16 protein-coding genes and 3 pseudogenes are annotated in these 20,397 nt (G+C 48.6%); 4 read left to right on the top strand and 15 right to left on the bottom strand.

Annotated elements, in window-relative coordinates; translation table 11 throughout:
• Window positions 1–519: 519 nt before the first annotated feature.
• Complete coding sequence (locus tag JCM11969_RS07020; RefSeq protein ID WP_054709797.1) at window positions 520–1,440, bottom strand: LysR family transcriptional regulator; 921 nt, start codon at window positions 1,438–1,440, stop codon at window positions 520–522.
• A 122-nt stretch (window positions 1,441–1,562) separates the two neighbouring features.
• On the opposite strand from JCM11969_RS07020, the gene JCM11969_RS07015 reads away from it, so the two are divergent.
• A complete protein-coding gene (locus tag JCM11969_RS07015) occupies window positions 1,563–2,711 on the top strand; it encodes a cobalamin-independent methionine synthase II family protein (protein ID WP_054709793.1) in 1,149 nt (382 codons plus the stop codon).
• 313 nt (window positions 2,712–3,024) lie between these two features.
• On the opposite strand, the gene menC is transcribed toward JCM11969_RS07015, so the two are convergent.
• From menC to JCM11969_RS06985, 7 genes and pseudogenes are all read right to left on the bottom strand, one after another.
• Window positions 3,025–4,134 (bottom strand): o-succinylbenzoate synthase, encoded by a 1,110-nt coding sequence (gene menC, locus JCM11969_RS07010; RefSeq protein ID WP_054709789.1) that lies wholly within the window; start codon window positions 4,132–4,134, stop codon window positions 3,025–3,027.
• A gap of 1 nt (window position 4,135) precedes the next feature.
• Entirely contained in the window at window positions 4,136–4,828 is a 693-nt protein-coding gene (gene menH / locus JCM11969_RS07005; RefSeq protein WP_054709787.1) for a 2-succinyl-6-hydroxy-2,4-cyclohexadiene-1-carboxylate synthase, read from the bottom strand.
• Between the two features lie 75 nt (window positions 4,829–4,903).
• The gene (locus tag JCM11969_RS07000; protein WP_225353173.1) at window positions 4,904–6,091 is read right to left on the bottom strand and encodes a thiamine pyrophosphate-dependent enzyme; all 1,188 of its coding nucleotides are present in this window, start codon (window positions 6,089–6,091) and stop codon (window positions 4,904–4,906) included.
• A 23-nt stretch (window positions 6,092–6,114) separates the two neighbouring features.
• Window positions 6,115–6,630: a thiamine pyrophosphate-binding protein gene (locus JCM11969_RS18830; RefSeq protein WP_225353172.1), complete on the bottom strand. Its 516-nt coding sequence runs from the start codon at window positions 6,628–6,630 to the stop codon at window positions 6,115–6,117.
• Window positions 6,627–7,895, bottom strand: coding sequence for an isochorismate synthase (locus tag JCM11969_RS06995; RefSeq protein ID WP_054709784.1), 1,269 nt, complete (start codon window positions 7,893–7,895; stop codon window positions 6,627–6,629). The genes JCM11969_RS18830 and JCM11969_RS06995 overlap by 4 nt, the downstream gene beginning before the upstream one ends.
• Before the next feature lie 397 nt (window positions 7,896–8,292).
• Window positions 8,293–9,373: pseudogene (locus JCM11969_RS06990) on the bottom strand (ABC transporter substrate-binding protein).
• Window positions 9,374–9,463: 90 nt separating this feature from the next.
• Window positions 9,464–10,561, bottom strand: coding sequence for a SufD family Fe-S cluster assembly protein (locus JCM11969_RS06985; protein WP_054709781.1), 1,098 nt, complete (start codon window positions 10,559–10,561; stop codon window positions 9,464–9,466).
• Between the two features lie 1,139 nt (window positions 10,562–11,700).
• Here JCM11969_RS06985 and JCM11969_RS06980 point away from each other — a divergent pair.
• Window positions 11,701–12,132, top strand: coding sequence for a GNAT family N-acetyltransferase (locus tag JCM11969_RS06980; RefSeq protein WP_054709779.1), 432 nt, complete (start codon window positions 11,701–11,703; stop codon window positions 12,130–12,132).
• Between the two features lie 137 nt (window positions 12,133–12,269).
• On the top strand, window positions 12,270–12,542 hold the full coding sequence (locus JCM11969_RS06975) for a type II toxin-antitoxin system RelB/DinJ family antitoxin (RefSeq protein WP_054709776.1): 273 nt from the start codon (window positions 12,270–12,272) through the stop codon (window positions 12,540–12,542).
• A gap of 291 nt (window positions 12,543–12,833) precedes the next feature.
• Here the strand turns inward: JCM11969_RS06975 and JCM11969_RS06970 are convergent.
• The 4 genes and pseudogenes from JCM11969_RS06970 to JCM11969_RS06955 all read right to left on the bottom strand — a co-directional run bounded on the left by JCM11969_RS06970 (window position 12,834) and on the right by JCM11969_RS06955 (window position 16,852).
• Window positions 12,834–14,194 (bottom strand): annotated as a pseudogene (locus JCM11969_RS06970) (amino acid permease).
• A 467-nt stretch (window positions 14,195–14,661) separates the two neighbouring features.
• Entirely contained in the window at window positions 14,662–15,405 is a 744-nt protein-coding gene (locus tag JCM11969_RS06965; RefSeq protein ID WP_054709774.1) for an SDR family oxidoreductase, read from the bottom strand.
• Window positions 15,392–15,766, bottom strand: a complete 375-nt coding sequence (locus JCM11969_RS06960) for a MerR family transcriptional regulator (protein WP_162231458.1) — start codon at window positions 15,764–15,766, stop codon at window positions 15,392–15,394. The genes JCM11969_RS06965 and JCM11969_RS06960 overlap by 14 nt, the downstream gene beginning before the upstream one ends.
• Window positions 15,767–15,889: 123 nt before the next feature.
• Window positions 15,890–16,852, bottom strand: a complete 963-nt coding sequence (locus JCM11969_RS06955; protein ID WP_054709770.1) for a 2-hydroxyacid dehydrogenase family protein — start codon at window positions 16,850–16,852, stop codon at window positions 15,890–15,892.
• 104 nt (window positions 16,853–16,956) lie between these two features.
• Between JCM11969_RS06955 and JCM11969_RS06950 the strand changes: the two genes are divergently transcribed.
• On the top strand, window positions 16,957–17,352 hold the full coding sequence (locus JCM11969_RS06950; protein WP_054709766.1) for a winged helix-turn-helix transcriptional regulator: 396 nt from the start codon (window positions 16,957–16,959) through the stop codon (window positions 17,350–17,352).
• Window positions 17,353–17,858: 506 nt separating this feature from the next.
• On the opposite strand, the gene JCM11969_RS06945 is transcribed toward JCM11969_RS06950, so the two are convergent.
• The 3 genes and pseudogenes from JCM11969_RS06945 to JCM11969_RS18825 all read right to left on the bottom strand — a co-directional run bounded on the left by JCM11969_RS06945 (window position 17,859) and on the right by JCM11969_RS18825 (window position 20,282).
• Window positions 17,859–18,614 carry a gamma-glutamyl-gamma-aminobutyrate hydrolase family protein gene (locus tag JCM11969_RS06945; RefSeq protein ID WP_054709763.1) on the bottom strand — a complete coding sequence of 252 codons (756 nt, stop codon included), beginning with the start codon at window positions 18,612–18,614 and terminating at the stop codon, window positions 17,859–17,861.
• A 24-nt stretch (window positions 18,615–18,638) separates the two neighbouring features.
• A pseudogene (locus tag JCM11969_RS06940) lies at window positions 18,639–19,937 on the bottom strand (peptide ABC transporter substrate-binding protein); the annotation flags it as partial.
• Window positions 19,938–19,949: 12 nt separating this feature from the next.
• Entirely contained in the window at window positions 19,950–20,282 is a 333-nt protein-coding gene (locus JCM11969_RS18825) for a hypothetical protein (RefSeq protein ID WP_225353170.1), read from the bottom strand.
• Window positions 20,283–20,397: the final 115 nt, after the last annotated feature.

The following is a 20,397-nucleotide window of genomic DNA, read 5'->3' as shown; positions in this document are numbered from 1 at the left end:
ACGATTATCCGCCCTCGACTGCGTTTTATCGGTGTGTAGTGGTAACCTTTTGCAATCATGGAAAATGTGCTTGCTGCGGTAATTTTCGAGTTCGTCGTTAAACAGTCATGACGACCATTGTGCGATTGAAGGTACGCTGACAGTTCAGTCCAACTGCGCTGACTGACTACAGTGGCAAATGTTGCAGGCAACCTGTGGTAATTGCCCACGTTTAAGCGTTACTGACGAACGGGATACACGCAGTCGAGGGCGGATAATCTAGGAACTAGCTTTGACGCTATTTCAATCCTTAACAACGGGTTAATAGGTTGCTCTAAGTTAGTGGAATGGAGCGATTTGGCACGGAACCGTGGTGTCGATGTCACTTGATGGCCGTTCTTTGGCCATTTAGTGACATGCGAGACGAATAAGATCCACTCGAGATCCGCGCAGCGGAAATCGAGTTAGCTTATTCGCGAGCCACTCTCGGTGGAGTGCCAAATCGCGCAATGCAACGGCCTGATGACCTGCATTACTGCCTCACTTGATCTCAAACCCGTACCCACGAATATGGTCCTTCAACATCTCCAAATAAAGCTGAGCAGTCGCGCTCAACTCCATCTTCTTATGCCGCAAATACCCCAGCGTAATGGTGTCGTCTACATCCAATGGAATGGCGACGATCTTCTCATCGTTTAATTCACTGCTGATGATCCCGGAACTGATGGTATAGCCGTTAAGCCCGACCATGAGGTTAAAGATTGTTGCCCGGTCACTGATTCGAATGTGTTTTTTATGTGGCAGTGTACTTTGAATTTCCTCTGAAAAGTAAAACGAGTTGGTATCGCCCTGCTCATAAGACAGGTACGGGTAATCCTTTAGGTCGGCCAAGGTAATGTGCGACTTTGCGGTCAGCGGATTGTCACGGCCAACAAACACGTGGGGTTGCACGTCAAACAGCGGCGTGAATTCCAAGTCCTTTTCCGCAATCAAACGCATCATCACGGTTTTATTAAACGCGTTGATGTAGATGACGCCCAGTTCGCTCTTCAACGTCTGAATATCATCCAACACGTTTTCCGTCTGGGTCTCCCGCAACGTAAACTGGTAGGTATCGCCACCGATCTCCTTCACCAGCTCCACAAACGCATGCACCACAAAAGCGTAGTGTTGCGCAGAAACGCTGAAGACGCGTTTTCGCACTGTCCCCTGACCAAAATGCTGGTTCAACAGGTTGACCTGATCCAACACACTCCGGGAATAGTTCATGAACTCCCGCCCAGCATCCGTCAGTGTGATGCCTGCTTTACTCCTGTAAAACAGCTGCACCTGATATTCTTTTTCCAGTTCCTTCATCGCCTGTGACAGTGATGGTTGACTGATAAATAACTGTTTAGCCGCTTCGTTGATCGACCCGGTAGCGGCAATTTTTTCTAAGTATTCTAGTTGTTGAATGCGCATAGTAACCCCCGTTTTGACATTATAGGTAATACCTATTATATCACCAAGATAATTAGGATTATCTATTTTTCTCATTTGTTGTTAAACTAATCTCAATCAAACTTTAACGGAGGCCCTGCCACATGACAAAAACGCGATTCCAAATTGTTGGTTCTCTATTACGACCAACAGATCTCTTAGACTACAAGACCCAAATCGAAAAACGCGACGACATTTCGTACCCGTTTTACAATGACCTACCCGGTTACCAAACGGTTGAATCAGCAGATGTGAAAACCATCATTGCTGAAGAAAAGGCCCACGGTTTGGACGTGCTAACAGATGGGGAATACACGAAGTCAATGTGGCACCTCGACTTCATCTGGGGCTTTGGCGGCGTTGAACGCTACATTGCCGACCACGGCTATACCTTTGAGGACCATGATGGCGGTGATTTTGAAACCCGGAAAGACATTGGCGTGCGCATCACCGCACCGCTTTCCGGTAAAAACCACCACTTCATCGATATCTACAAGAACCTGAAGGCCCAAGCCGGCGATAACGACGTGAAATTAACTGTCTGGGGCGCCGCACATGCCTTCACAGAACTTGCACTGATCGACCACCTCTATGGTCCAGATGAAGTTTATAAGACCGCCGATGAGCTCAAAGCTGGCTTAATCAACGCCTACAAAGAATTCTTAACGGAATACAAGGATGCCGGTGGTCAGATCATCCAGTTTGACGACTGTTTATGGGAATTATTTGCGGATGACAACCAACAAAGCTTCTTCTCCGAGGGCAACGGTAGTCTTGCCGACCTCGCCGATGACTTCGTTGCCATCAACAATGCCGTTGCCGACTACGGTCACGAACTTGGCCTTAAAGTTTGGACCCACAACTGCCGCGGCAACTATGAATCCCGCCACGCTGCCAGTGGGAGCTACGCTGCAATCGCGCAGAAATTCCTGCACGACCAGCACTATGACCGTTTCTTCTTGGAATGGGACGACGAACGCGCCGGTGATATCACCGCGCTGAAGGCCCTGCAAGACCGGCCAAACGTCGAAGTTGTGCTTGGCTTACTCTCAAGTAAGACCAACACCTTAGATGATGAGGACCGCGTCTATCGGTTGCTGAACCAAGCAAGCGACATTTTAGGCAAGGACCGCCTCTACCTGTCACACCAATGTGGCTTTGCTTCCTGCGACTCAGGAAACGAACTCACACAGGAACAGGAATGGGCAAAAATCGACCAGGGGCAAAAGATTGCTGCTGCCTTCTGGGCTTAATCAAATAGGTTTCAACTAGATTCAATTCTAATATGATGTAACGTCCCCCAATCAGAGGATTGGGGGACGTTTTTGTAGTCTGCAGAATCAGGGGCGGTTAAGGAGTTGCACCCTGTCGCTCGTTTAGGCTACGAAAGAATCGTGCTGAATGTAAAGCAGTTAATAGTCCGTTGCATTCCGTAATTTGGGACTCCACTTACATTGAGCCTACTTTGCCTTCTAGTTAAGCATCAAAATCACATTAAACCAAGTTTGAAGAGAATCCGCCCTCGACTGCTACCAAGCCCATCAATAGCAATGCTTCACACAATGTTCAACCCAATAAATTCTCTTGCAGCATCATTTGCTTCTGGTAAGCCGGCAATAAACGTGGCGCTTCTTCCGGTAACTTCAACTTACCATCCGTCAACTTTACCACCCGATCACTGACCTGAGTCTCAAAAAACTGACTTGCTGGGCCCACATCTCCTGGATAACTGAGTGTTATCAGCCGTGCCAGTGACTGGCTGTAATAGCGCCCCAGGTCGCTTTCCACCATGCCGCCGACCCAGCACTGAATATGATGCTGCTGACAATAGTCCAGTATCGCTAACGCTTTCGTGAAGCCGCCGACCCTTGCTGGTTTTAAATTGATTGCCCGACAGCTGCCCATCAAAACGGCTAGTTGGGCGTCTTTGAGGTCTAATATATCTTCGTCCAAGCAGATGGGTGTCTTCAACTGACGCTGCAATTGCGCGTGGCCCGCAAAGTCACCCGATGCTAAGGGCTGCTCCAGCATGTCCACGTGAAGTGCGTCCAGTTGCTGCAATTCGGCCGCGTCGTTTTCAGTAAAGGCGCCGTTCCCATCGATGATCATTTGAATCGTTGGAAACTGACGCCGAATTTGGTTGATGACAGCAATGTCTGCCACGCCGCCAACCTTCAACTTAATGCGCGAATAGCCGGCTGCCTGAGCAGCTGCAATACGTTGCAACTGCTGTGTAAGATCCGCAATGCCCAGACTGATACCCACTTCAATTTCCGAACGCTGCTCAGTCTTCGCTTCGGCGGCCAACAACGCAGCGAGTGACTGATGTTCGGCTTGAGCTGCCAATGACCAGAGTGTCATTTCCACGGCCGCTTTCGCCATCCGGTGGCCGCTCACGTCAGGCCAGAGGTCATCCGGATTTAAGCTGCTGATGTCTCGATTCCGCTTAAGCGGTGGCACCAAGAAGCCGCGAATGACCTGCGCCTCCGAAGCCTGCATTTCCGTGTTATAGCCAGGGTTATCAAAGGCCTCGAGTTCACCAGTTGCCATCAGGCCATCAGTTGTCGTGATCTGAACCAGCGTCACGTGACAGTCGGCCAATTGCTCGTGCGCTGACGTAAACGGTTGTTTTAGCGGCAAACTGACTGGCAACATGCGTATCGAAGCAAGCTGCATGCTAGTCACCTCCAGTCAGAATATCCAAGAACGCTTCAGGCTGTTCCAAATGAACATTGTGGCCTGCGTTGGTCACAACGCGATGTTGCGCATTCGGCAGTGTCGTCATCATGGCATCAGCAAGCTTGGTGAATTTTTCATCCTGTTGGCCGGTAATGAGTGTCACTGGAAAGGTAAAGGTGGCCAGGCTTGACCAGTAATCAGGCTGACTGCCCGTGCCCATCTCGCGCAAACTTTTCGCCAGTAATTGAGGTGCTTGCGCTAACCGCCCTGCCCGCACCCGTTGCTGAGTTTCGGCAGGTAAGTTTCGTTGGGTTGCAAACAACGGTAGGGCTTCCCAGCGGTCAACAAAGTTGGTTAAGCCAGTCGTTTCCAATTGGGTTGCTAATTGCGCATCGTGGGCCTGTCGGTCAGCACGCTCTTGTGCCGACGCTAGTCCTGGCCGGCCGCTCTCAACAAATAAGTGGGCGATCAGGTCCGGATACTGGGCAGCAAACGCAATGGCGACCCGCCCACCCATGGAGTAGCCGACCACATTGTAGGTTACATTTTGCGGGTACAACTGGCCCAGCATGTCGTGTAGCGCCTCAACCTGGTTGGCCATGCTGAAGGCCGTCTCGGGCTGTGTCACCGTTGCCCCATGGCCTAATAAGTCAGGACAGATCACGGACCCGACAGCCGGGGCTTTAGCCACTCGAAATCAATTTCAGTGCCCATGAATCCGTGCAGTAGCACCCAAATCGGTGCCCCGTTACCGCTATGAGAAACGTTAATTTGACTTGTTTGTGTTGTAATTTTCAAGAACGTCCTCCATGACTTTGTGTAACGCATCGCTTAATTGACGGTGCTGTTGCGTATTTTCTTCCCGGTCTGACGGGACTTCAATGATCCGCAGACCCGTTGGTGTTTCGTTTAAATAAGATTGCAGGTCCTCGGCAGTCGTGGCGCGCTCGTATTGCGCACCGTAAAGCTTACTAACGGTTGCGACGTCAAGATCCTGCGGCGTGCCAAAGAGTGGTTCAAAGTAGTCCTTGGCTGCGGCTTGCGGTAAAAACGAGAAGATCCCGCCGCCATTATTGTTGACGACAATGATCGTCACCTTAAGCGCGTGCCGTTTGGCCATCATCAACCCGTTCATGTCGTGGAAAAACGCGAGGTCACCAATCAGCAGATAGTTATTCGGCGTACCGCTAACTGCCGCCATGCCTAGCGCGCTGGAAACGACACCGTCAATACCGTTTGCCCCGCGGTTGCAATAGATCCGGTTATGGCCGTTATTTGGTAAATAAAAGTGGTCCACGTCGCGAATCGGCATCGAATTGCTGACAAAAATAGCGCTGTCCTGCAGTTTATTGCTCATTATCACTGGAATACGGGCCTCTGTCGCTTGAATCGCCCTAACCGACTGCCGATAAGCAGCTTCAAGTGCCTGCCAGATTTGACAGTACCGCGCCGGGGCCGGCAGTACTTGCGGGAGCAACGCCTGACACAGGATTGCCGGTGTCACCGTCAGTTGAATCTGCGTCGATAAACTGTGGTCTGCCAGCGCCTGATTGGGATCAACCAGGATCACCTGACCCGTAAACGTCTGCAGCCACTGGATCACCGTTGCCGAAACGGGGGTCGCGCCAAACCGCAGCACAACATCTGGTTGGGCGTCGCCGAGGGTGATTGCCCCATCAAACAGGATGTCACTCCCCGTTATCAGCAGGTCGTCATCCGTTTGCCGTAACTGACTGAGTGGGTCGGCTAAGATGGGCCACCGCCCTTTGTGCGCTAACGCCAACACCCCAGCCAACTCATCTTTGCTTTCCGCTGGGCCAGCCAGAATCAGCACGCGTTTGCCAGATAACCGCGCCGTCAATTGGGACAACGCCGCCGCGGTTAAAACGGCCTGTGTTACAGGTGCTGTCAATGTCTTAGGGTGGGGTTCGTTAACTGGGGCTAAATCTGGCATGAGTGGTTTTCGCAACGGCAAATTCAAATGAACCGGTCCCCGAGCGGTCGCCTGTGCTGCATGATTGTCCGCTGCACATTGAAAGACACGTACCGCAACGTTGTATCATCCGCCGCGGGTAACGGTAATTGCACAAAAGTTTTAACATGGTTGCCGTATAACTGGTCTTGGTCAATGGCCTGTGGTGCGCCGATATTTGTCAGCTCCGCCGGCCGGTCCGTTGTCAAAACGATGAGCGGCTGATGTGTCAGCTGGGCTTCGATCACAGCGGGATAGTAGTTTGCCGCCGCGGTGCCAGACGTGCAGATCAGCAACGTTGGCTCGTGCGTCGTTTTTGTCATGCCCAACGCAAAGAAACCGGCTGACCGTTCGTCCACGTCAACGTAGAGTGAAAACTGATCATGCCCTGCGTTGTGCATCAACAGCAAGGCGACCGGCGTTGACCGCGACCCCGGTGAGATCACGATCTGTTTCACTCCCTGCGCCGCAATGGCGTCGATGATCGTCTGCACGTAGGTGGTTAACCCCTCGTTTGTCATTTCTCATCCTCCCCGAAAAGTGTCTGCAACATGGGTTTAAATTTCAATTGCGTTTCCGCAAGTTCGGTCTCGGCAACCGACTCACTCACAATGCCTGCCCCCGCAAATAGTGTGGCAGAAGCCTGACGCAGCACGGCGCTGCGAATGCCGACCACAAACTCGCCGGTCTGGTGAAACGTCAGGTAGCCGATTGGCGCGCCAAATAATCCGCGTGGCTCGTGTTCAACCTGGCCGATCACGCGCAGTGCCTGATTGCGAGGCACTCCACCCAATGCGGGCGTCGGATGCAGCGCTGCCAGTAAGGTAAATGGTGACCAGTTGCTGGCCAGTGTTCCGGTAATGGGCGTGTATAAGTGTTGCACATTTTTATTCTTTAAAATTTGCGGTGTCGTGTCATACTCGACAACTGCCTGTTGCGTCCGCAGTGTTGCGGCAATGGTGTCCACAACATAGCGGTGCTCGCGTTGATTCTTGTCATCGCGCTGCAATTGTGTGGCCAGTTGGTCATCTTGTTCTTTCGTTGTGCCTCGTGGCGCCGTGCCAGCAACCGCTGCCGTTTGAAACTGGTCATGGTCAAACTTGATCAGGCGTTCCGGTGTGTTGCTGATAAATGCCGTACCGTTGACCTTTAACAACACGTGGTAGGCTTCCGGATTCTGTTGTCGCGCATTAAGCCAGACCCGCTCAGGTGCAAAACGACGATCTGCGGTGACGCGTAACTGGCGGGCCAAAACGACCTTTTTCAATGTGCGATCACGCTTGATTTCAGCTACCGTTTCTTGCACACCAGCCGCCCATGCATCCGCGGCCACCGCCGTCTCCGTGCTCATGTGATACTGTGCTGGCAAAAGAATGTCAGCAGTATCAAGCTGGTGAAGGGTCTCTTTAAGCATTTGCTCAGCTGTCGCAGCAGTCTCCTGAATAACGCTGATGCAAAACCGACCGTCAGCTTGGCGCTGAACCATGACTGCGGGCAGGAAGAAAAAGCCGTTGGAGAGCGCACCAGTCTCATCGCTTGGCTCCTGTTCAAACGGAAAACCGCCAAGAATCGCTGCCATTTCGGTATCCCCTTCAATCGTCAGCTGCGTAAACCACGCCTGAACCCGGTCAAAACTGCCAGTCGTTGAAGTGAGTGGCTGCCAGCCAAAATATTGCGTTGTTTGCTGACTATTCTCAAAGAAAAAACGCGTCTCATGCGTGCTGGCAACGGCTGCGATTTGAGCCACATTCAGCTTTAAGTCACGCTGTGTTTTAAGGACGTACATGTGTTGATCCACCTTTTTAAATATCTTGTTTAAGATTACTACGTTTTACCGAATCAAGTATTAAAGATAGGTTCGGAAAATGGGTGATTGTTTTGATAAATTGCCATTGGATCGTGACTTCGCAAGGCATCACAAATAGATTTTCTGGGCAATTATCAGACAAACAAAAACAACCCTTGCACAGATACGAAGGCAAGAGTTGTTTTATTGAACTATCAAAGTAATTACAATTACGATTGCTTGCAACTAACACATTAAGCATTGCTATCAATGGCATCATAGCAGTCGAGGGCGGATTCTCTACAAACTGGTTCTGACTGTATTTTGATGTGAAGCCAAAGATAATTGTATGCTCAATCTGAGTGCCAAATTGCGGAATGCAACGCCCTCAACAATATTACTTAGTCGTTGGGTTTTCCCCGGCAAGAATCTGGTTAGCTTGAGTAGTCGACAAGTTGTACTTGTAGTACTTGCTGTAGAACTGCTTCGTCTTGGTGGTCATGTTCAAGTTCTTAAAGTCTGCTGGGTGCAATTTCTTGGCTGCCCAGAGCACTTGAAGGGCTTCTTCAGCACTGTAACGGTCCCATGGGAAGGTGCCTTGTGGGTTCCCGTAAACATGACCTTCTTTAACAGCCGTCAATTTGCTCAAAACAGGGTTCTTTTCCAATGCCTTGCGAGCAGCCGCATCCGTCGCTTGACCCACGATGATGACATCAGGATTTGACTTTGCTAATTGTTCCGTGGTCAACGTGATCATGTTGCCTTTTTGACTCAAAGCATTTTGCCCACCGGCATCCTTGATCCAGTCGTTCACGATCGTGTTTTGACCATCAACAATGTCCAGGTTAGCGGTGCTGACAATGTGCAACACCTTAGCTTGGTTGAAACGCCCTTCAGGTTTGACTTGACGTAGTTGATGTTGTTGGTCAGTGTCTTTTGATATTCTTTGGCAACCTTAGGTGCTTTGCCGCCCAAAACGTCCGCCGTTAAATTAACCGACTTACGCAGACCTGCAAAGTTTTGGTACATCGCGTTGACCGTTGGCAGTTTTGCATTCCGGGCCTGTTTGATTTGGCTGGATCAGATGAAATAACAACTTGCGGCTTCGTCTTTAACAGCGCTTCGACTTGTAAATCTTGACCCGCAAATGGCGCTTTGACCTTTGAAATACCTGGATAAACGGTCTTAAACCATGGCTGTTGTTGAATCATCTGCGTGGTGGCAACCAGTTTCTTTTGGCCACCTAACAGTAAGACCACTTGGTTATTCGCGTGCCAAAGATCGGCAACGCGCGTGACCTTCTTTGGAATCTTGACCTTCTTGCCGCTCATGTCAGTAACAACTTTGGTCGTGCTCGTACTGCTTGATGACGACTTCTTGGAACTGCTGGAGTTCCCACACCCCGTCGCAACAACTAACAGCGTTGCAACACTCACTAACCCTAAAACCAAACGATGCATCGTTCTGTTCTTCTTCATATCTGACAACCCTTTCATCCTAAACCAAATTGTGACCCAACACAGATCAACCAGACAGTTGACCCTAAGACAGAAGTCTCCCCCCGCCTGCTAGTTCGAGCTTAGCCGCCCTGCGATAGCGCCGCAAATTTGTTGCTGCACGTTTGCCGATGCCTCAGCGAACGGTGCAGTTAACCCCTTCTTTAGTGTTGCTGTATCAGCCGTTGCGGGCAGTAGGTCACCGTGACTGGCTAACGTTGAATCACCCAGTTGAACACCACATAGTGTCCCTTCACCAACGAGCTTCCCGTGGTCGGTCACCGCCGTGGTAATGGCGACCTGTTGCTGCTGGTCGGTGACTGCGGTGCTGATAATGGCACTTTGGGCACCGCTGCCGGCGTAATCCGACGTCGTTTCCGCAATGGTGTTTCCTTTGCTAATCTCGCAGACATGCCAGTTGACCGTCGCATCTCGGCTGACTACCGCGTGGCGCTTAATATAACTGGTCGTGTTCGCGCCCAAGGCATCGATTGCGGTAATGTCTAAATGACTATCCGCCCGCGCCATCACCTCAACGAGGAGGTTGGCCGTATTGGCCGTGTCCCCTTTCGTCGCCAATCGAATCGTCAACTGGCACTGGCTGCCGCTCTCAGCCACCACAAACACGTGGCTGACCAACGGCTGCGGCCGCGTGCTGTCCTGAATCAGCTCAATGTCGATTGGCTGGTCGATTTTGACGTCCTTAGGCATGTATAGAAAGATGCCGGAACTCAGATAAGCCAAATGGTAGCTGGTTAATCGGTTGGTCGTGCTCGGAATCATTTTCGACATAAATCGGCGCTCGATCAACTGCGGGTGCTCTCGCAAAGCGGTGAAAACATCCGTTAAAACGACATCCTGGTCGTCGAGGTCATCTGGTAATGAATTGATGATCGATTTTTGCCCCAACTGAACCAGTTGAATTTGCTGGTCATCCGGCTTAATGGTTGCCGCTAAGTCACGGTCGGAGCGCCGCCACTCGATTTTATCCAGCGGCATCAACGGCCACTCATCAATGGTCAGCCCCTGTGCTGTTGGCAACGGCAGTGTCGCCAGCTGATCTAAGGCCGCTAACCGGCGATCCACAAACCAGTGAGGTTCTCCGTGCTCGTTTGCAGCGTCTTCAAGGTTTGCTTTAAGCGTTGCTTCATCCTGAACTGCATCTGTCATGCGTAAAGATCCTCCCATTTACAGTGTTGTAACGCCACCGCAGCGACTGCCCCAAATATGACGCTAGTATGTACGATTGGTAGCTAGGTTAAGGACATTTCATTTAAAAGCCCATCGCCGCGGTGTCTGATTAACATAATTTCATTATAAGTGACCGCATTTTTGAAATGAATTAGGCATTTCCCCAATAAAAACCGCTTTCAATTTGCGTCTGGATTTTGCTGCCATCGCTTTCCAGTTATATATAAACCGCCAAGGCTAAAAGACAACGCGCAGTACGGCCGACTTAAAAATTTTGATAAGGGAATCCCCATGTTTTTTGCAACAAACGGCATGTAAACGACGGATGATGCTATCATAATTTATAAAATCAGAATAATTGCTAGCATATTTCAGGAGGTTCCTTCATGTCACCAGAAAAACCATATTACGATAACGCCTACGTCACGCTCTACACAAAAACACCAGCGACTATGCGGATCGCTGGTGTTTTTATACAAGGTTTAAAAGGGGTAGAGGAAAATTGAATTTACTTTTTTGGGGAAAAGTGTGTGTGTTGGTTCTCCTCTGATTGTGTTGCTTGTGTGTTATTGGGTTGTGTGTGTTTAGGGGTTGAATCTATGAGATGTTAAGCGTGTCGTCTCGCCCGTAAAGTCACCAGACTAATGGTGGCTACAGTCAGTAGAGCGGGAATAACTGCTAAGGTTTTTTTCATGGGCATTTCCTTTCAGGGTTGAAGTTATCACTGTGATAGATGTACTCGTGTATCTCTTGTACTTGAGTACACTGATAACTATATAGACAGCAGCTTAAAGACAACTTAAAAGAGTTTGAAGAGAATGTGAAGAGCGTGAAGAAGGGCGCTTAGAGGGCGGAGTGTAAGTAACTCTGGCATAAATCCCCGAACTTGGGATTTGTGCCAGAGTTGCTTACACAGGAGCCTCTGCCCTTCTGAACGCGTTTCCGCTAGATAAACGAGAAAGCCACCCCGCAAATAAATAATTCACCTCCTTTAAGAAATAACATCGGGTATAGAAGCCTCCCTCATTTAACCAAAAACCACATCACCCCTACCCATTCCCAACCAACCTGCGTATAATAAACCCCAAAACCAACTCAACAAGAAATGAGGCACCTCTATGAACTGTCACACAGGATCAGAACCATGGAACCACGCAGCCGCCCTCTTTGTCCGCATGAACGTTTTTGTCCAGGAACGCCACATAGCAATTGAAGATGAATTCGACGACAACGACACGCCGGACATGGTCTATGCTGTCTGCTATGCAGATAACGAAACACCTGTCGCAACTGGTCGTTTCCAGGTCATCGATGCAACGACCATGCGTCCTGGGCGGATTGCGACGTTAAAAGCCTATCGTGGTCAACACCTTGGCGCCCAGATTATTGCAGCCTTGGAAGAAGTCGGTCGCAATGAAGAGTTTGAAACATCGCTTATTCATAGTGAGCTGACTGCTCAAAAGTTTTACGAAAAACAGGGTTACCATTTCGTTTCCGATGTTTATGAAGAAGATGGTGTCCCGTGCGTGAACGTTGAAAAGACGCTCTAAATCCAGAAATAATTTAATAAAATCTAATAGTTGACTAATAAAGCAATTAAACAAATCATCATTTTTATGCACAAATGTCCGTTAACTTGTTGCATACACACCTAATCTCAGATATTATCAAGGTGTGAGGTGATTTCATGGCAGGTAAAAAGCAAACGCTGCTCACTGTTAAGCTGGATGCCGACCTTAAAGAACAGACCGAGACTGAACTCCTAAATCTGGGTCTGTCTTACCAAACGGCGATTAAATTATTCTCCCAAGCAATCGTCAAGGATGGTCGCCTTCCCTTTGAAACCCCTAGTGATTTTTTTGAGTCAGAGCATAATCAGCTCGTTGTTCGTCAGGTTGTTGATAACCTCATTGGTTGTCAGGAAAGATCACTGAACTCATTGTCGAAAGACCAAGATTAAGTTACTCCCAAAACACTAAAAGAAGCAGGAAAATGTTTTTTTCCTGCTTTCTTCTTTCCTTTTTTAAAGTACGTTTTTATCTTTATTTGAAAAGAAACGATTCCAGTCCATTGTTAGGCATGTGTGCTGAAACGGTTCTGGAAAATAGAAGCGTCTTTCTATTTCACATAGTGGAAACGCGTTTCGCAAGGAACGAGGCTAACGTGTAACGGACTCTGGCAAAGAAGTCAGGCCCGGACTTTTCTGCCAGAGTCCGTTACACACCGCCCCTAACCCGCCTTGCTCCGCGCTCTACCTCGTTTCCTTCAACGCCGGCTTATAAACCACCTGATAAACCCCAAGCAGCACAACAAACACAGCAAGTGAAATCAGCATCGAGACGCGCGTGCTAGCGTTGATCAGCAAGAATACCAAAACCGCGCTGAAGAAAATTAGGCTTGCCCAGTCTGTCAACGGGTAACCCGGCATTTTAAACGTTTCTGCACCCGCTGGATTTGCTTGTCGGTAGCGAATGTGGCACCAGATCAGCACGATCCAGACCAGCACGAAGTTGATCGTCGACACCCCGGAGATGAGGCTGAACACACTGGCCGGCATGATGTAGTTGAGGACCACGATAATCATCATCACCATTGTCGAAAAGTTCAGCGATGCGTTTGGAACACCATTTTTATTCAGACTCATAAACCGCTTTGGCGCGTTGCCGCCGCTGCTTAACGCATGCAGTGTCCGACTGGTACTGAATAAACAACTGTTGGTGGCGGATAAGGCCGCGGTCAGCACAACGAAGTTTAAAATTCCAGCGGCACCGGTGATCCCAATGCTGGAAAAGACCTGAACGAAGGGGCTCGTTGTCGTGGTGATGTCGTTCCATGGATAGACGGCCATGATAGCAATCATTGACCCGACGTAGAAGAGCCCGATTCGAATCGGCAGACTGTTAATAGCTTTTGGCAAATTTGCTTTCGGATCGTCCGTTTCGCCAGCAGTCAGGCCGACCATTTCAATGCCGACAAAGGCGAAGACGACCATTTGAAATGACATCAAGAAGCCGTAACCACCCGTGGCGAAGAAGCCGCCGTGACTCACCAAGTTACTAAACGACGCTGCCTGACCGTCAACGTGAAAGCCGATAATGGCCAGTGCGAACCCGACCACCACGAGGATAATGATTGCGGCCACCTTGATGATCGAGAACCACGATTCCAATTCCCCAAAGAGCTTAACGTTGACCTTGTTTGTCGCATACAGCACCACAAGAATAACGAACGGCGCCGCCCATTGCGGCAAGTCCTTGAACCAGAATTTCATGTAGATCCCAGTTGCGGTCAGGTCAGCCATGGCCAGACTGATCCAGCAAAACCAGTACATCCAGCCCGTCACAAATTCAAACCGGTCACCGAGATATTGTTTCACAAAATCAAGAAACGAGTGCTTGCTTGTATCAGACAGCAGCAGTTCACCGATTGCCCGCATCATGAAGAAACAAAACAGACCAACGATCAGGTACGCCAAAATAATGGACGGGCCGGATGTCTTGATGGCACTCCCGGAACCAAGAAATAGACCGGTTCCGATGCTCCGCCAATGGCAATCATTTGAATGTGCCGGCTCTGTAATGAGCGTGATAACTTTTTCTCATCTTTTTGCATATAGTGCTCCTTTTCTTCGCTGCTGATCCAAAACGGGACAGAAAAAGGACGTCCCTCGTACTACTTCCTAGTACAAGGGGCGTCCTTAACGCTGTTCCACCCAAGTTTCACAGGCCATATGCGGTCTGCCTTTTGTCGCTGATAACGGTTGCGCAACCTTGTTTGAAACTGCCATTTTTCCGGTGTCGGTTCTCAGCAATTCACCGACTCTCTGTTAGTTCGCTAACTTGATTCTCATTGTACTTTAATTTTAAAAAACGTCAAGCACATTTTTCACGAACAATTCATTCAAATATCTAATAAATGTTGCTAATTCAGCGATTATTACACGTCAAACTTTTTTTAATTCGGGTTCAGCATGTTGCGATAAGTTATTATGATACTTGATTTTGGGGTCGGTGTCAAAAGCAAAAAGATTTATAACATGAAGATGCGCCAATGTAACTTTTCACTGATTAATATTTTCCTCACATAAACTGTTTTGTAGGGCGCAGCACTATTTCATTGATTGAGGTATTTTCTGGCGTATTAATCGCAAACTGAACAGAACGCGCGACTTCATCAGCGGGAATAGCTGTCGAACCATAAAACCCTTTCATGGCATCACTCTGTTCCGGATCTGTCACGTGCTGTGGCAACTCAGTATCAATGGCACCTGGCGAAACTACAGTTACACGAATATTAGAGTCTGACTTTACTTCTTCTTGTCGGAGGGCTTCACTTGCCGCCCAAACACCAAACTTGCTGGCTGCGTATGGACCAGAAGCAACTCCTGAAACGTGTGCTGAAATAGATGCGATATTAACAAATTGACCTGATTCTTGAGCTCTCATTTGCGGAAGTGCAGCGTCAAAACCATATAAGGTTCCCTTTAGGTTAACATCAATCGTTCTATCCCATTCGCTTACTTTTCCATGACTAAACTCAGATAAAGGCATGAGTCCAGCATTATTCATCCAAACATCGATCCGACCAAATTCATCCACAGCGACTTGCGCAATATTTTTGACATCTTCTAACTTTGATACATCAGCTAAGACATAAATAGCTGTTCCACCATTAGCGTTAATGTCACTAACCAGTTGTTGTAACTTTTCCTCACGTCGAGCAGCTAACACCATTTTGTTTCCATCACTGGCTAATAATTTAGCCGTGGCTTCACCAATTCCGCTTGAAGCACCCGTAATGACGATAACCTTATCTTTTGCCATTTTTGTCAATCCTTTCTTTGTCTGCAATTTGTTGATGAAGTGCAATTTTGTTAATTAAATAGTCCCGAGTTGATTCTAATGCCGAAATTTGGGCGTCCAACCTTTTTTTCGTGTCTTTAAGTAACTTCACAGATAGTTCGTGATCATCATAGTTTGCAAAAATCTGTCGAATACCTTCTAAGGACATCCCAACATTCCGATAATGCGCAATTGCGATTACCGCGTTAACACTTGCATCATCAAAGTTTCGAATACCGCTTTTTGTTCTTGGCACATCAAGGAGTCCTTCGCGTTCATAAAATCTTATGGCGTATGGACTAACACCTGTTAATTTTGCAACTTCCTTTATTGTCGTCATCATTATCACCTCGAGGATTAGACCCATCGTATAAAGTTAGACCGGGTGTAAGTCAAGTAAAAAACAAAAAAAGTCCCTCAATCTGTGGATTTACCTGATTGAAGGACAATTTTTTAATAACTTCACTTACTTGTTCACAATAAACTTAATTTTATTTCCTTTATCGCCAGCAATCACGTTGTCCGCAACAATGGTTGCCATTGCGTCCCGGGCTTCCACCGTAGCATTCCCAACGTGAGGGGTCAGGATAACGTTCTTCAATGTCTTGAAGCCGTCATCAACTTCTGGTTCGTGTTCGTAAACATCAAGGGCAGCGCCAGCAATATCACCACTCTTTAAAGCATCCAACAAGGCTGCCTCATCGATGATCGGTCCCCGACCAACGTTGACGATCGAGGCGGTCTTCTTCATCGCCTTGAAGACATCGGCGTTGAACTGATGGTGGTTTTCAGGCGTTTGAGGGGCGTTGATCGTAATGTAGTCACTGGTCTTAACGAGGTCATCAAATGACTTGTAGGTCACCTTCATTGACCGTTCCTCTGGGTCAGACAACTGGTTTGGCTTGTAGTACTGAACGTTCATGCCCAGTCCGTTAGCTTTACGAGCCACGTCACTCCCAATATTCCCTAGACCCACGATACCAAGCGTTTTGCCGGCAATTTTGTGGCCCAAGAAGTACAGTGGTGCCCAGCCAGGGAACCCTTCGTGACGCATCTTCTGGTCACCTTCAACAATTCGGTGACTTAGTGCTAAAATTAAACCAATGGTCACTTCAGCAACCGCATTCGTTGAGACCGCAGGGGTGTTGGTCACAGGAATACCCTTTTCCTTTGCGTAGGCGGTGTCGATATTATTAAATCCAGCACCGAAGTTGGCAATTAATTTGAGTTTTGGTGCGGCGTCGATGATGGCCTTGTCCACCTTGGTTGATAACGGGGTGATCAAGAAATCAATGTCGGCCACTGCCTTGAGCAGTTCATCATGAGAAATAAGACCTTCGCCAGCGAAAGTCGAGACGTCCAAGCCGTTTTCAGACAATTTTTCAGTCGCAACCTCTGGCAATTTTGCTGATAAATATACTTTACTCATTATGATGTCCCTCCTGACTTATTGTTAACGCTTTCATTATCGTTCAATTCACTATAAATTACAATAACGCACTTTTTAGTAACCCATGAAAGGAAGTTCGAAAAATGACTGATCTTGTTCGTAGCGAAGTCCAGGAAAAGCTGATCAACGGCGTTTTCAACTGTCCAAAAGAGTTCACCCTTTCCATGTTTAGCGGCAAATGGAAGATCAATATCATCTACCATTTAGGAAAGGAAGGCGCCTACTACTTTTCTGAAATCCAACGTCTCTTGCCAGCGGCTTCACATAAAGAACTTTCAGAAAAATTGAAAGAATTAGCCGCTGATGGTCTCGTCGACCGTAAGCCAGTGAAAGATCAACGTGTAACCCTCACCCCACTTGGTGAAACGCTGCTGCCCATCGTCAACGCAATGTATGATTGGGGCACCAAACGGCTGCAGGAACTGCAGTTGGCTGGCGATGTGACCTTTGGCTTGGGTGAAGTTAAAAATACTGATTGAATGTTCCTGCCATACTGTCGCATCAACTGTCCTACATTCTCCATTACGTCACTGTATGTCTAAGAGTTCACAACATTGTCTCATCCACTTAAGTATTAACGCATCCATTTTCACACTGTGTACAAAGCATAGCTACTAATGGCGGACTTGCAGTCGAGGGCGGATTCTCTTCAAACTAACCTTGACTGTATTTCGATGCTTAACCAACATAAACAGACTGCTCAATGTCAGTGGAATGGAGCGATTTGGCACGGAGTCGTGGTGTCGACATCAGTTAGCGACCGTTTTCTGGTCGGTTACTGATGTGTGAGACGATGGAGATCCATTCGAGAGCTGCGCAGCAGAAATCGAATTAGCTTCATCGCGAACCACTACGACGGAGTGCCAAATCGCGCAATGCAACGGACTCAAAACACTATCCAAAAGCCTAAAACAACCATCAGATACCCAAAACAGGGATGTCTGATGGTTGTTTGCATAAAAAAATTAATCTTCAGAAAGGTCGATCATATCAGGTGCTGTCCCGTCTTCGCGGCTTGACGCCATTTAGCAACACGGTTCATGAAGCTGGTGAACAGCGCCATTTGCTGGTCGTTGACTTGGAACATGGTTTCAGGATGCCACTGAACGGCTGCAATCAAGTCGCTGTTTTTGGTCTCGACTGCTTCGATCACGCCGTCATTTGCGGTCGCAGTCACTTTCAAGGCGCCAGAAACCTTCTTCACAGCCTGATGGTGATGACTGTTCACTAAGATCGGTGAGGCACCGTTCAACGCAGCAGCTAACAGGGAGTCCTCTTCAACGCTAACGTGCTGAGTCCCCTGAGCCATGGGCGCCTTTTGAAAATGTTGTTGAACAGGTGTATCAAACTGTGACTCAATGTCCTGATACAGACTGCCGCCTAAGGCAACGTTGATGACTTGTAACCCGCGGCAGATCCCCATGATCGGGATGTTGTGTTCCACTGCTAATTTAACAAGTTGAATGCCGCTCTCGTCCAAGAGTGCATCCGTATCGCCCAAACGTGGATGTGGTTCTTCCACGTAAAATCTCGGTGCGACGTCAGGGCCGCCTGGCACCAGCAGGCCATCCAACAGGTCAATGTAGCTGGCCATCAACTTGGGTTCGCGCGTTGGAATCATGATAGGCACACCGCCTGCTTTGACAATAGCGGCAACTTCCGGTTGGTTCACGTTGTTTCTGATTGCGTAGTTGAATTCCCGTGCTTCAGCCGGGATTCCAATAATGAATGGTTTGCTCATGACGGTAGCCTCACTTTTTAGTTTTTATTTCCAATAAGCGTATCGATACAGTGTATCACGTAATAATGTCGGCTGCACACCAGCAACCTTTGAACTAATCAAGGTTGCCTTGGTACTTTGATACAACGGCGTGAAGCCTTGGTTCTTAGCAAGCATCTTCGCGGCTGCCTGCATGGTCGTGTACCGCGCCGAAGCCGACTGCTTGTCATCCGTGATCGTCTTGATCAGACTTTCATACTCGGCGTTATGGAACCGGCCAAAGTTGATGGCGTTTGTGATCGAAGCTTTGTTTAGGAAGTCTAACGGATCCTTGAAATCGCTCGTCCAGCCCATGGAAGCCAACTCAAAGTTGCCCTTTTCCATCGCTGAAATCTCGTTGTTCAGAGGGACCGTCGTTAGACTCACTGTGATGCCCTTCAAATTTTGCTGAACGGTGCTTTGAATGTACTCCCCAACGGCCTTGCTGACGTCATCATCAGCCGTCATCAACTGAATATGAAGTTTCTTCTTGCCTAACTGCTGTTGCGCCTTGGCCCAGTATGCTTTGGCCTTTTTGACGTTGTAGGGATAAAGATTGCCGGTGTCTGCGTTAAAGTCCTTGCCCGTCGATGGATTACTGAAGTTCCCCTCAGTAACCGCACTTTTGGCTGCAATCGACTTATCCTTCAGCACGTTCTTCACCAGCGACTGTCGATTGATGGCGTAGCTCACAGCCAGCCGCAAATTCGTGTTATTGAGCGTCTTATGCTTGGAATTCCAATCCAAGTAGGCCAGTCGGTTACTCTTGGTGATGTGCAACTCCTTGGCCAGCTTACCTGTCGATGCCGCCTGAACCTGTGTCCCAGTCAGGGTCGTCTGCTGAACGCTGTTTGACGCAAACAAATTTTGGGCGGTCGTCACATCCTTGACCGTTTGCACGTCAACGGTCTTGATCCGAACGCTCTTTTTGTCGTAGTAATCTTTGTTTTTGGCATAGGTCCACGTGTCGCTCGTCCCATTCCAATTCTTCAATACATATGGCCCGTCACTCAGCGTTTTTGCTGCACTGCTGCCATAATTACTGCCGTATTTTTCAGTGAATTTCTCGTTCAATGGATACAGTTCTGCCGCCAACCGCGAGTTAAACCACGGCGTTTTTTGCGTTAACGTGATCCGCAGCTTTGTCTTCGATAGCGCCGTCACACCAAGGTCCTTCAGTGGCAACTTACCATTGTTGATCGCCGTGGCGTTCTTAATTTCAGCAATGTGGCCGACTTCCTGTGACTTGGTCTTAGGATCAGCCTGCCGCCGCAAAGCGTAAACGAAATCCTGCGCCGTGACCGCTGTCCCGTTTGACTATTTCGCATTCTTTCGCAGCGTAAACGTGTAGGTCTTACCGCCGTTAGTTGGCTTAACGACCTTCGTGGCAATCCCTGGGATAATTTTGCCCTTCTGGTTCGTGGTGTAAAGCCCCTCATAGACCTGCGCAATGGCAGCCTGACTCACGACATCAGTCGCCTTCGTTGGGTCAGCCGTTGCCATGGCTTGACTCGCCGTTACCTTTAATGGTTTCGTTTGTGTCCCTGTTTTTTGCATGCCAGTGCCGCTGCTTGACTGCCCACAAGCAGCCAGTAGCAACGCTAACCCAAATACTGAAAGTCCTATTCCGATTTTTCCTCTAGACGTCATCCTCAGCGTCTCCCTTTTTATCACACTGGCTAGTGCCAAAAAGTCCCTACTCGTTGAAACGAATAGGGACTAAACAACGCGTTACCACGCGGCCGTATCGGTTACATCCTGCTTG

The organism is Secundilactobacillus paracollinoides DSM 15502 = JCM 11969, assembly GCF_001311135.1.
In the GTDB taxonomy this organism is placed as follows: domain Bacteria; phylum Bacillota; class Bacilli; order Lactobacillales; family Lactobacillaceae; genus Secundilactobacillus; species Secundilactobacillus paracollinoides.
This window is presented reverse-complemented; position numbering and strand designations above follow the sequence as displayed.